11 protein-coding genes are annotated in these 12,782 nt (G+C 64.5%); 6 read left to right on the top strand and 5 right to left on the bottom strand.

Going from position 1 to position 12,782, the window contains the following annotated elements:
- The first annotated feature begins 137 nt into the window (after window positions 1-137).
- The 6 genes from IF10I1_RS15000 (at window position 138) to IF10I1_RS14975 (ending at window position 8,357) form a co-directional block, all read left to right on the top strand.
- The gene (locus tag IF10I1_RS15000) at window positions 138-1,652 is read left to right on the top strand and encodes an ABC transporter substrate-binding protein (RefSeq protein WP_186393400.1); all 1,515 of its coding nucleotides are present in this window, start codon (window positions 138-140) and stop codon (window positions 1,650-1,652) included.
- A gap of 129 nt (window positions 1,653-1,781) precedes the next feature.
- Window positions 1,782-2,699: an ABC transporter permease gene (locus IF10I1_RS14995; RefSeq protein ID WP_058900817.1), complete on the top strand. Its 918-nt coding sequence runs from the start codon at window positions 1,782-1,784 to the stop codon at window positions 2,697-2,699.
- 1 nt (window position 2,700) lies between these two features.
- Window positions 2,701-3,603, top strand: coding sequence for an ABC transporter permease (locus IF10I1_RS14990; RefSeq protein ID WP_186393399.1), 903 nt, complete (start codon window positions 2,701-2,703; stop codon window positions 3,601-3,603).
- Window positions 3,603-5,273: an ABC transporter ATP-binding protein gene (locus tag IF10I1_RS14985; RefSeq protein ID WP_244284728.1), complete on the top strand. Its 1,671-nt coding sequence runs from the start codon at window positions 3,603-3,605 to the stop codon at window positions 5,271-5,273. The genes IF10I1_RS14990 and IF10I1_RS14985 overlap by 1 nt, the downstream gene beginning before the upstream one ends.
- 11 nt (window positions 5,274-5,284) lie before the next feature.
- Window positions 5,285-6,670, top strand: coding sequence for a M20 family metallopeptidase (locus IF10I1_RS14980; protein ID WP_208977430.1), 1,386 nt, complete (start codon window positions 5,285-5,287; stop codon window positions 6,668-6,670).
- 562 nt (window positions 6,671-7,232) lie between these two features.
- Window positions 7,233-8,357: a PQQ-dependent sugar dehydrogenase gene (locus IF10I1_RS14975; protein ID WP_208977431.1), complete on the top strand. Its 1,125-nt coding sequence runs from the start codon at window positions 7,233-7,235 to the stop codon at window positions 8,355-8,357.
- Between the two features lie 2 nt (window positions 8,358-8,359).
- Here IF10I1_RS14975 and IF10I1_RS14970 read toward each other — a convergent pair whose 3' ends face one another.
- The 5 genes from IF10I1_RS14970 to IF10I1_RS14950 form a co-directional block, all read right to left on the bottom strand.
- Window positions 8,360-8,587 (bottom strand): hypothetical protein, encoded by a 228-nt coding sequence (locus IF10I1_RS14970; RefSeq protein WP_186393397.1) that lies wholly within the window; start codon window positions 8,585-8,587, stop codon window positions 8,360-8,362.
- A gap of 78 nt (window positions 8,588-8,665) precedes the next feature.
- A complete protein-coding gene (locus IF10I1_RS14965; RefSeq protein ID WP_122520141.1) occupies window positions 8,666-9,463 on the bottom strand; it encodes a heme ABC transporter ATP-binding protein in 798 nt (265 codons plus the stop codon).
- A gap of 5 nt (window positions 9,464-9,468) precedes the next feature.
- Window positions 9,469-10,560 (bottom strand): iron ABC transporter permease, encoded by a 1,092-nt coding sequence (locus tag IF10I1_RS14960; protein WP_186393396.1) that lies wholly within the window; start codon window positions 10,558-10,560, stop codon window positions 9,469-9,471.
- A 17-nt stretch (window positions 10,561-10,577) separates the two neighbouring features.
- On the bottom strand, window positions 10,578-11,501 hold the full coding sequence (locus IF10I1_RS14955) for a hemin ABC transporter substrate-binding protein (protein ID WP_186393395.1): 924 nt from the start codon (window positions 11,499-11,501) through the stop codon (window positions 10,578-10,580).
- A gap of 23 nt (window positions 11,502-11,524) precedes the next feature.
- On the bottom strand, window positions 11,525-12,610 hold the full coding sequence (locus IF10I1_RS14950; protein WP_186393394.1) for a hemin-degrading factor: 1,086 nt from the start codon (window positions 12,608-12,610) through the stop codon (window positions 11,525-11,527).
- Window positions 12,611-12,782 lie beyond the last annotated feature (172 nt).

Below are 12,782 nucleotides of genomic sequence, written 5' to 3'. Positions count from 1 at the left end.
GGGAAGCCGGACTTCCCGCAAGGTCAAGACAGCGTAACACCCGATTGCATGTAGAGTGTCATTTTTTGTGTACAAAAATGAAAAATCGCGTACGCTGACAATGTAACAAGCTCGAAACGGGCAAGAGGGGAAGATTGATGAAGCTTTTGACGACTGCCGCGGCAGCGATCCTGCCTGCATGCCTGCTCACCACCTCCGCACTCGCCGGCAAGGCGGACGATACGCTCAACATTGCCTTCACGAAGGAAGTTGAGCACATCGACCCTTACTTCAACACGGCCCGTGAAGGCCTGCTTCTAGCCACCGCCATCTGGGATGAACTGGTTTACCGCGATCAGGAAACCGGCGAATACAAGGGCGTTCTGGCCACCAGCTGGAGCTGGGTGGACGACAAGACCCTGGAACTCAAGCTGCGCGAAGGCGTCAAGTTCCACAATGGCGAGGACTTCGACGCCGATGACGTCGTCTACACCCTGAACTACACGGTCGATCCGAAGAACGGCATCAAGGCAACCGCCAAGACCAGCTGGATCGACCATGCCGAGAAAGTGGACCAGTACACGGTCCGCATCCACACCAAGGGCCCCTTCCCGGCTGCGCTTGAATATCTCGCCAACGGCGTGATCATTCACCCCAACGAATATTATGCCGCCGTCGGCCCGGACGGCGTTGCGACCAAGCCGGTCGGCACCGGCCCCTACAAGGTCGAGAGCCTTGATCCCGGCAAGCACTATGTGCTGAAGCGGTTTGACGAATATGTCGAAACGGCAAAGCCGAAAGCCTCCATCGGCACCGTGGACATCCGCACCGTTCCGGACACCAACACGCAGATGGCCGAACTGTTCAGCGGCTCCGTTGATCTCGTTTGGGGCGTACCGGCCGATCAGGCGGAAAAGATGGCGACGCTGGAGCAGTTCCAGATCGTCAACGCCCCAACCATGCGCATCGGCTATCTGTCGATGGATGCCGCCGGCCGCTCCTCTCCCGACACGCCGATGAAGGACGTGCGGGTGCGTCAGGCGCTCTATCACGCCATCAACCGGCAGGGCATCGTCGATGCGCTGCTGAAGGGCTCGTCGCAGGTGGTGGACAGCGCCTGTTCGCCCGTCCAGTTCGGCTGTGATCAGGACCTGCCGACCTATGCCTATGATCAGGAAAAGGCCCGCGCCCTTCTGGCAGAGGCCGGGTACCCGAACGGCTTCGAGATGGATCTTTACGCCTACCGCGACCGTCCGCTCGCCGAAGCCATGATCGGCATGCTGGCTGGCGTGGGCATCAGGGCCAACCTCAACTACCTGCAGTACTCGGCCTTGCGCGAAAAGCGCCTCAAGGGCGAGGTTGCGATCTCCTTCCAGACCTGGGGCTCGAACTCCATCGCCGATGTGTCGGCCATCGCCAGCCAGTTCTTCAAGATGCAGGGCGAGGATGATGCCCGTGACGCGGACCTGCAGGCCATCCTCGACAAGGGTGACTTCTCGGTGAACGACGACGAGCGCAAGGCCGCCTACAAGGAAGCCCTGACCTACATCGTCGACAAGGCCTACTGGGTGCCGCTGTGGACCTATTCGTCCAACTACGTGATGGGCCAGGACGTGTCCTTCACCCCCACCCCGGACGAGCTGGTGCGGTTCAACGAGATCAGCTGGAAATAAGCTCCTGATCCGCCGGAGCTGGGTCCGCCCGGCTCCGGGCCGACCGTGCCTTCGCCCCCGGCGAAGCTGCGCCAAGACAAGACCGGAGGCGGCAAGCCCGTCTCCCTTCCTTTTCATGCAGGCGGCAAGATGCTCAAATTCATTCTCTCAAAACTCGGACTGGCGGCCCTCGTGGCGCTGACGGTCTCCTTTTTCAGTTTCATGCTGCTGTTCATGGCAGGCGACCCGGCCATCGCCATCGCCGGCCATGAAGCTCCGCCGGAAGCCATTGCCGCCATCCGGGCCCAGTACGGCTTCGACAAGCCTTTGCTGACCCAATACGCAGAGTGGCTGATGCGGGCGCTCTCCGGCGATTTCGGCATGAGCTACTATTTCAAGGTGCCGGTGGCTGATCTCATTGCCGACCGGCTGCCCGTCACCTTCATCGTCGGCAGCCTGGGCATGAGCTTTGCCCTCATCGTTGCCATTCCGATGGGCGTCATTGCTGCTGCCTTCCCGAACACGATCATCGACCGCATCGCCCTGACCATCGCCGTTGTCGGCCAGGCGATCCCGAGCTTCTGGTTCGCTCTGATCCTGATCGTCATCTTTGCCGTCAATCTCGGCGTCGTTCCGGCCTCCGGCACGCGCGTGTGGACCGGTTACATCCTGCCCATGGTCGTGCTCGGCTATTACGCCACACCCGCCATCATGCGCCTGACCCGTGCGGGCATGCTGGAAGTGCTGAACGCCGACTATATCCGCACCGCCCGGGCCAAGGGGCTCAACTGGCGCATCATCATGTTCAAGCATGCGCTGCGCAATGCCATCATCCCTGTCGTAAGCCTCGCCGCCGTGCAGCTTGGCTTCATGTTCGGCGGCTCGGTGATCGTGGAAACCATCTTCGCACTGCATGGCGCCGGGTATCTCGCCTGGGAATCCATTTCCCGCAACGACCTGCCGACCCTGCAGGCGCTCATCCTGATCTTTGCGATGCTCTACATCGTCTTCACCTTCCTGGCCGATGTGCTGAATGCCTGGCTGGACCCGCGGCTGAGGAGCGCCTGACATGAGCACACCGTCTTCAACCCCGGCCGCAGTTGCGCCGCGCGTTGCGGTTTCGCCCTCGCGCCAGATCCTGCGCAGGGCCTTCCGCCACAAGGGCTTTCTCATCGGCTTCATCATCGTCGCCTTTACGGCCGCCGTGGCGCTGCTGGCCCCGGTCCTTGCCCCTCATGATCCCTATCATCAGGATCTGCTGATGCGCATGAAGCCGCCCGTCTTCATGGGCGGCACATGGGAGCACATTCTGGGCACGGACCAGCTCGGCCGCGACTATCTCTCGCGCCTCATCTATGGCGCACGCATCTCGCTGCTGATCGGCCTTGTGGCTGCGATGATCTCCGCCGTCATCGGCACCACGCTGGGCGTGCTTGCCGGTTATTTCGGCGGGCGCGTCGATGCGGTGGTGATGTTCATCCTGTCCGTGCGCCTTGCCCTGCCGGCCACGCTGGTGGCGCTGGCGGTGGTCGCCATCTTCGGCGGCTCGCTGCAGGTGGTGGTCACCGTACTCGGCCTGCTGCTGTGGGACCGCTTTGCCGTGGTCATGCGCGCCGCCACCATGCAGGTGCGGCAGATGGACTACATCTCCGCCGCCGAAGTGCTGGGCGCCAGCCTGCCGCGCATCCTGTGGAAGGATGTGCTGCCCAACGTGATGAATGCGCTGATCGTCGTCATCACGCTGGAAATGGCTCATGCCATCATTCTGGAAGCCGCCCTCTCCTTCCTCGGCCTCGGCGTGCAGCCGCCGCTGCCGTCCTGGGGGCTGATGATCTCCGAAGGCCGTCCCATGATCCTGTTCGAAAGCTGGCTGATCACCATCCCCGGCATCGCCCTCTTCGCCCTTGTTCTCGGCATCAACGTGCTGGGCGATGGCATCCGCGACATCACCGCGCCCGAAGGAAGAAACTGATGACCATGACCGGCAACACCGTTCTGTCCATCAAGGACCTGACCATCGACCTGCCGGAAGGCGGCGACCGGCCCCATGCGGTGGAAAATCTCTCCGTCGAAATCCGCGAGAACGAAATCCTCTGCATCGTCGGAGAGTCTGGCTCGGGCAAGTCGATCACGTCCTTTGCCGCCATGGGCCTGCTGCCCAAGGCGCTGAAGCCATCGGCCGGAGAAATCTGGTTCGAGGGCAAGGACCTGCTCAAGCTGTCCCCGCGCGAGCACATGCAGCTGCGTGGCAACCGCATGGGCATGATCTTCCAGGAGCCGATGAGCGCGCTCAACCCGTGCTACACGGTGGGTGAACAGATCGAGGAAGTCTTCCGCGCCCACACCACCATGCCCCGCGCCGAGCAGAAGGCCCGCACGATTGCGCTGCTGACGGAAGTGCGCCTGCCGGATCCGGAGCGGATCTATCATGCCTATCCGCACCAGCTCTCCGGCGGCCAGCGCCAGCGCATCGTCATCGCCATGGCTCTGGCCATGGAGCCGCGCCTGCTGATCGCCGACGAGCCGACGACGGCGCTGGACGTGACGACACAGGCGCAGATCCTCAGCATGTTCAAGCAGCTGAAGGAAACCCACAAGGCCGGCATCCTCTTCGTCACCCACGACTTCGACGTGGTGGCGGAACTCGCCGACCGTGTGGTGGTGATGCAGAAGGGCATTGTCGTCGAGCAGGGCACAGCAGACGAGGTGCTGAACCGGCCGAAGCATCCCTACACCCGCATGCTCATCGACGCCGTGCCGCGCAAGCACAGCGGCAAGGGCGGGCCGGAAACCGGCAAACCCGTGGCCCTCAAGGTCGCCGGCATCGAAAAGACCTTCCGCTCTCCGCGCAGCCTGTTCAAACCCGCAAGAACGGTCCATGCGGTGCGGCCCATCGACTTCGAGGTTCTGCAGGGCCAGACCCTCGGCATTGTCGGCGAGTCCGGATCGGGCAAGACGACGCTGGTGCGCTGCCTGATGGGACTGGAAGAGCCGGATGAAGGCTCGGTCTACATCGGCAACGAGCGGCTGGACATCACGACGGCTGCGGGCCGCCGCGCCTTCCGCCGCCATATCCAGATCGTTTTCCAGGATCCTTACGGCTCACTGAACCCGCGGCGCAAAATTGGCGACCTGCTGCTCGAAGGCCCCACCAACTTCGGCGTGCCGCGTGCGCAGGCGATGGAAAAGGCGAAGGAGCTGCTGCGTATCGTCCGGCTGGAGCAGGATGCGCTCGACCGCTATCCGTCGCAGTTCTCCGGCGGCCAGCGCCAGCGCATCTCCATCGCCCGTGCGCTGATGGTCGATCCGAAGATCCTGATTGCCGACGAGGCCGTCTCGGCGCTTGATGTATCGGTTCAGAAGGACGTGCTCAAACTATTGGCGGATATCAAGAAAAATGTCGGCCTGACGATCCTCTTCATCACCCACGACCTGCGGGTGGCGGCCGAGATTTCCGACCATATCCTCGTGATGCAGAAAGGCGTCGCGGTGGAATATGGCACGGTGGACGAGGTCTTCGGCAATCCGCAGAACGAGTATACCCGCCAGCTTCTCTCCGCCATGCCCGGCCGCGGCTGGGAAGTGCCCGACATCGCCGCCCTTGGCCCTGCCATCCCGGCGGCGCAACCCATCCCAGCATGAGCATTTCAGACATGACCACACGACAGGACCTCATTGCCGCCGCCTCCCGCTATGTCACGGAAGGCGGGCTGGAAACCGATCTCGCCCGGCTTGTGGCGCACAAGTCGGTCAGCCAGTCAGAAGGCACGCCGGAAGACCTGATGGCCTATCTCACCGGCGAAATGCAGCCGATGCTGACCGCCATGGGCTTTGACGTGGCCATCCATGCCAACCCGCGTCCGGGCGGCGCGCCGCTGCTGACGGGTGTGCGCATCGAGGATCCGGCCCTGCCCACCGTGCTGGTCTATGGCCACGGCGATGTGTGCAATGGCGAGGCGCACCGCTGGCGCGAGGGCCTCTCCCCCTTCGTGCTGACCCGCGAGGATGACAAGCTCTACGGGCGCGGCACCGCCGACAACAAGGTGCAGCATCTGATCAACCTGAAGGCCATGGATCTGATCCTCAAGGAAAACGGCCGCCTCGGCTTCAATGCCAAGGTCATCATCGAGATGGCCGAAGAGACCGGCTCCTATGGGTTGAGGGATTTCTTCGAGGAGAAGAAGGACCTGCTCGCCTCGGACGTGCTCATCGCCTCGGACGGCCCGCGCCTTGCCGCTGATACGCCGACCATGTTCATGGGCTCGCGCGGCGGCATGGGCATCGATCTCACCGTGGATCTGCGCCCTTCGGACCATCACTCCGGCAATTTCGGCGGGCTGCTGGCCGATCCGGCGATCATCCTCGCCCATGCCATTGCCTCGATCACCGACAAGCGCGGCCAGATCCGCATCAAGGAATGGCTGCCCGACAGCCTGACGCCGGACATCCGCGAAGCGCTGAAGGACCTGCCGCCCCGCCGCCATGATGCGGACTGGGGACAGGAAGACCTGACGCCTTCGGAGCGCGTCTTCGGCTGGAACTCCGTGGCCGTGCTTGCCATGGCCAACGGCAACATCGATGCCCCGCAGAACGCCATCTCCGGCAAGGCAAGGGCGACGATCCAGCTGCGTTTTGTGGTCGGCACGGATGTGGAGGGCGTCATCCCTGCCCTGCGCCGTCATCTGGACAGGGAAGGCTTCCCTCAGGTCGCCGTGAAGCCCTCACGCGGCGAAGCCTTCCGCGCCACCCGCTTCCCGCCGGATCACCCCTGGGTCAAGTTCGTGGAACAGTCGCTGGCGGAAACCGCCGACAGGAAGCCGCATGTGCTGCCGAACCTCGCCGGCTCCCTGCCGAACGACGCCTTCACCGAAATCCTCGGCCTGCCGACCATCTGGGTGCCCCATTCCCACGCCGAATGCGGCCAGCACGGCCCCAACGAGCATGTGCTGCTGCCGGTGATGGAAGAAGGCATGCGCCTGATGACCGGCCTGTTCCTGGACATCGCGGAAAAAGGCACCTCCCTGCCGCGCCGGGGGTGATGTGAAGCAATCGCCTTAAGCTGCCGGTGAGGCGGAGCTGATGTTATCGAGGCACAGCCTCTAGCCCACCGCAGTGGTCGCCCCGGGCGGAACGAAGTGAAGACCCGGGGACTACTCGCTCCCAGAGCAGTCATTGGAACTGCGGAAGGTGCGGCAAGCTCCTGATGTCACCCGGGCTTCAGTTCAGCAGATTTCGGCATCTCTCTGCAAACGAGTAGGCCCCGGCTCGCGCTCCGCTTGGCCGGGGTGACACATACCAGCTCTCGATGAGCTTGACTCATTGAGAGCTGGTCAAGCCCGTGCGGCGTCTGAGCAATTTCAAGGCGTGATGCGTCAGCATCGAAAGCCTTGGCATCAGTGCCTGTTGGCGTCGCAATGCCAGCTCAAGGCAGTTCGACTTGCAGTTCCTGCACTTCCCCTCCCCAGTCACGCTTGCGTGAGGCTCCGGCCCATTCCCGGCAGCCCCTGTTGGTTCTCACGATCCCCTGCCCCATATGCGGGATACGCTGCGGGCGGTCTTGCCGCCTGCTGATGCCTCATGTTCAAGCTGCGGAGATCCTTGATGCCCCTGTCACGCCTCTTCCCCCTTGGTCTTGCCGCCCTCATGGCGGGCGCCGCACCTGCTGCCATTGCGCAGGAAACCGTCCGCTCCAAAGCCGCAGATTTCAGGATCGTGGAAGTCGCCACGGATCTGGAGCATCCCTGGGGTCTTGCCTTCCTGCCCGATGGGCGGATGCTCGTCACCGAGCGGCCGGGACGGCTGCGGATCGTGGGTGCCGATGGCAGCCTGAGCGCGCCGCTGACCGGCCTGCCGGAGATCTACGACAGCGGCCAGGGCGGGCTGCTGGATGTGATCCTCGATCCGGATTTTGCTTCGAACAGCACCATCTACTTCTCCTATTCCACGCCGGTGGAGCGGCGCGGCACCACACGCATTGCCAAGGCAAAGCTGACGGATACAGGGCTGGAGGATGTGACCGTCCTCTTCACCGCGACGACGCCGGGCTCGAACGGACGCCATTTCGGCTCCCGGCTCGTCATCGGGACAGACGGCTATCTTTACGCCAGCATCGGCGACCATGGCGCAGACGATACGGCGCAGGATCTGTCGCTGCACTCGGGCAAGATCATCCGCATCACGAAGGATGGCGCGCCAGCACCGGGTAATCCCTTCCTCGACACCGCTGGCGCGCTGCCGGAAATCTACACCTATGGCAACCGCAACCCGCAGGGCATGACGCTGACACCGGAGGGAGAACTCTGGGCCAACGAGCACGGGCCGCGCGGCGGCGATGAAGTGAATGTGATCACGGCCGGAGCAAACTATGGCTGGCCCGTCGTCACCCATGGCCGCGCCTATTCAGGCCTGCCCATGGGGGAGGGCAAGGAGAAGGAAGGCATGACGCCGCCGATCCAGGTCTATGTCCCGTCCATCGCCCCGTCCGGCATGGCCTTCTATCAGGGCGATGCCTTCAAGGGCTGGCAGGGCGACCTGTTCATCGGCGCGCTCGCGCTGACCCATCTCAACCGGCTCGACATGGAGGACGGCAAGATCGTGGGTGAGGAGCGGCTGCTGGAAGACAAGGGCTGGCGCATCCGCGACGTGCGCTCTGGCCCAGACGGCTTCCTCTATTTGCTGACGGATGCGCCCGATGGCAAGCTGGTGCGGCTGGAACCGGCAGGCTGAACTCAATAGCCGCCAGCCGAACGGCCATCGATGGTCACCCGGCTGGCGGTCACGCCATCGGGCCCTGTTGAAAGCCCCACGGCGCCGCCACGCACCTGCGTGCCGCTGTCAGGGTTTGATGTGATCACGGCACCACCGGCGCCAACTGACGCGCAACCCGCCGGAACAAGGGCGGCAGCCAGCACGGCCGCAAGGGCAAAGGCGCGGGAGGGATCTGGAACAAGTCGCATCATCGGGTTTCCTGCATCTGGAATGGCTCGATCTGCACGCTCACGGGCCGGATGCGGCCGGAGACGCACAGATCCTCTTCATTCCGCAGCATGCAGACGCGCATGGCAAAGATGCGGCAGGATGAAAGGCGTTCCGGGCGGCGGCACGGCGCCAACGCGCAAGGGACAGGAATAGACCTCGGACAGAACCTCTGTCGTCAGCGTTTCGGCCGTGGTGCCGCAGGCAATCACCTGCCCCGCTTTCAGGGCGAGTACGCGCGCCGCATACATGGCCGTCAGGTTGAGGTCATGCATCACGGCAACGACGCCGCCTCCGGCCTTTGCATAATCTGCGGCCAGATCCATGATCATCAGCTGGTGGTGAATGTCGAGGCTGGCGACGGGCTCGTCCAGAAACAGCCAGCGCGGTCCTTCCGGGCCGACAGGCTCCCAGATCTGGCACAGCACGCGGGCAAGCTGCGCCCGCTGCTGCTCGCCGCCGGACAGCGACTGATACTGCCGCCCGCCGAAACCGTTCAGGCCCACCCGCGCCAGCGCCTCGCGCACGCGGGAATCCGGCGGCGGCATTCCTGCGCCGCCGAGCCGCACCAGTTCGGTCACGGTCAGCGGAAAGGCGATGGCCGAGCTTTGCGGCAGAACGGCCCGGAAGCGGGCCAGGACATGGGCCGGGACGCGGCGCAGATCATGACCGTTCAGATGCACGTCCCCGCCGTGCCGGTGCTCGCCGCAGATGGCCTTGAGCAGCGTGCTCTTGCCGGAACCGTTCGGCCCGGCAATCGCCGTCACCTCGCCAGCCCGCGCCTCGAAGGAAATCTGCCGCACGATGTCGCGCCCGGAGAGCGAAACGGTGAGGGTCTTCACATCCAGCGTTGCCATGTCCGTCACCTCAGCGCAAAGCCCCGCCGTGTCAGCAGGATCCAGAGGAAGAAGGGCGCGCCGGCCAGCGCGGTGAGAATGCCGATGGGCAGTTCGGCTGGCGTCACGATGGTGCGTGCCACCGTGTCGGCAAGAAGCAGCAGGCTTGCCCCCAGCAGCGCCGAGGCGGGCAGAAGGTAACGGTGATCAGGGCCGATGGTCAGCCGCAGCAGATGCGGCACGACGATGCCGACAAAGCCGATGCTGCCGCTGACCGCCACCCCTGCCCCGGTCGCCGCCGCCACGGCGACGATGCTCAGCCGCTTCAGCCGCTGTACGGGAATGCCCAGATGCCCCGCCGCCGCCTCGCCCAGCACCAGCGCATTCAGCCCGCGCGCCATGAAAGGCATGGACGCAAGCACGGCGGCGATCACTGGTACGCACATCAGGATCTTGTCTGTTGTCGCGCCCGCAAGCGATCCGAGAAGCCAGAAATTGATGTCCCGCAGCTGCCGGTCATCGGCGGTGAAGATCAGCAGGCCGATGGCAGCCTGCGCCAGCGCAGCCACGGCAATGCCTGCCAGCAGCATGGTGGCCACATCGGTGTAGCCGCCGCGCGTGCCGATCCGGTAAAGCAGCGCCGTGGCGGCAAGACCGCCGAGAAAAGCAGCGAAAGGCAGCGCCAGAATCCCGAGCGAGGCCATCAGGCCTGCCGGCAGCCAGGACCCGGCGACGATCATCAGCGCCGCCCCAAGCCCCGCCCCTGACGAAACGCCGACGATGCCGGGGTCGGCCAGCGGATTGCGGAACAGCCCCTGCATCAGCACGCCGGAGACAGCCAGCCCCGCGCCGATAAAGACGCCCACCACCATGCGCGGAAAGCGGATATCGGCGAGGATGATCCGGTCGCGCATGGCCATCGGCCCCTCGCTCTCCCGGCCCGTCAGAATGCCGAGAAGTGCATCGAAGCTCGCAAGTCCGGTCGGGCCGGTCATCAGCGCCAGCAGGATGGCAAGGATCAGGAGGACGGAGAGCCCGGCAATCACCGCCTGCGCCCGCCCGCTGCGGTCCCCTTCGAGAGGCCCGTGATCTGCGGCCACGGTTTCAGCTGCTGTCATGGCCATCTGCCGGTCCCTCACTGGCTGGCCGCTGCGGCCTTGTCAAATGCGGCAGAAAGCTCGCGCACGGCATCGGCGGTGCGCGGGCCGAAGCCGATCATGAACAGCCCGTCCATCCGCACGATGTGCCCGGCCTGAACAGCAGGCGTCAGCGACAGCGCCGCATTGGCACGCAACTGCTCCAGCGTTGCATCATGCTGACCGCCGCGCTCCATCATCAGAATGATGTCGGGCTTGGCCTCCGTGATCGCCTCATCGCTCAAGGGCTTGTAGCCGTTGAAACCGGACACCGCGTTGACGCCGCCGGCAAGCTGAATGACCGCATCGGCAGCAGAACCTTCACCGGAAGCCATGATGCGCCCGCCCTGCAGGGACAGAATGAAGAGCACGCGCGGCTTGACCTCCCGCTTGGCCGCAGCTTCCGCCACGGCCTGGAGATCGGCTTCCAGCTTCACCGCCAGATCCTCGGCCTTGTCCTCCAGCCCCAGCGCCTTGCCCACCACCCGCACCTTTTCGGCAACGCCTTCTGCGGTGTAGCGGTCTGGCACCATGACGAGCGGCACCCCGGCCTTCTTCAGCACATCCAGCGCTTCCGCCGGGCCGCTGCCTTCAATGACAAGCAGGCCATCGGGGGCGACCGCCAGCACGCCTTCCGGCGACAGGGCGCGCATGTAACCCGTGTCGGGCAGCGCCAGAGCCTCGGGCGGATAGGAACTGGTGCTGTCCCGCGCCACCAGACGGTCTTGCGCGCCAAGGGCATAGACCACTTCCGTGACGGCTCCGCCAACGGAGACGATCCGCTGCGCCCCGGCCAGAGAGGCAGGCTCCTGCGCACGGGCTTCAGGTGCCGTGAAGCCCAGGCCAAGGCTCAACAGCGCGGCGGCCATGGGCGTGAGCGCCAGGCCGCACGGACGGGAGAGAGAGGAAAGCAGACGCATCATCATATCCTTACAAGACGCAGGGCTTATTCGGCCGCAAACGGCAGCACCGCTGTCTGCGGAGCAAGGCGCGGCAGGTGTTCCACCAGTTCGCGCCAGTCGCTGCGCTCATGGTTGCCCTCACCGCGCACGCCGAAGAACTGGATGATCAGATTGCCTTCGGCCCCATAGGCTTCCAGCGACGTCACATGCCCCACATCCGCGCCCTTGCGCACGGCCCAGATCTCGCTGATGTGGTCGAGCCGCAGATGCAGATGGAAGGTGGGGTCCATGACATTGATCCAAGGCCCCATCTCCTTGATGTTCATCACCGGGCCGGAGTGAATCTGCACGCATCCCCGGTTGGCAACGAAACACATCAGCGGGATCGCATTGCTGGACACCAGCCGCAGCATGACGCGGATGCTGTCGCCATCCACCTGCCAGGCCTTGTCTTCGCCCGCCAGCGCCAGTGCATTGATGCGCTCGATGTCGAGTTCGCGCAGGATGTTGAAGAACTGATGCGGATCGTTCATGGCCGACCAGCGGTTGCGCAGGTCGCCGGCCTTGCTGCCATCGAGCGGGCGGCGTGGCTCAGGCTGCGGGCGCTGCGGGACTGTGCCGAGGCCCGGCGTCTGGTCAGAGAGCACAAGGCGCTCCACCAGCGCCTCATAGGCCTCCACATTGGAGGCCGCACGCAGATGCACCTTGAACACGGCCTCGCCATGGGCGTCGAACACCTGCAGGCTGCGGCGCGGGCCCTGATCTGAAGGCTTTTCCACCGCAAAGGCATGCACCCAATGGGAAGGGAACATGCGGGTGTCGATCTGGCTGCCCAGCATCAGGCCGGTGCGGGTGCCGTTCACGAACTTTTCAAATGGCCCGATCTTTTCATGGACGGCGCTTTCGTTGCGGGTCAGCGCCATCACCTCCCCCACAGCCTGCATGCCCTCGCAGATACCGGCCATCGAAGCCTCGACACGGCGCACGCCATGGCCGCAGAACGCGGCCACAAGCTGCGCCTCGCTGATCCCCAGTTCCTGCGCCAGATCGCGCTCGCGGCGGTCCGGATTGGCGCTGACAGCGGCGCGGATCTCCTCCGGCGCCAGATCGCGATAGGCAGTCGTGGTCATGTGTCTTCCCCGCTTTGTTGCGTGGCCGGCTCCTGAGGACCGGCAAGGGCCCGCGCCTGCCAAAGGCAGAGCTTTGCAGGCGCATCTTTGAATGGCGCGTAGGGTTCCGGCTGCCGGAAGCTGGGGTTTTGCCTGGCAGGCATGCCGTTTTGTTCAAACCCATCCGGCAGGT

The sequence above is a fragment of the Pannonibacter sp. I15F10I1 genome (genome assembly GCF_900185665.1).
Lineage (GTDB): Bacteria > Pseudomonadota > Alphaproteobacteria > Rhizobiales > Stappiaceae > Pannonibacter > Pannonibacter indicus.
The sequence above is the reverse complement of the archived record's forward strand: the minus strand, read 5'-3'. Positions and strand labels throughout refer to the sequence as shown.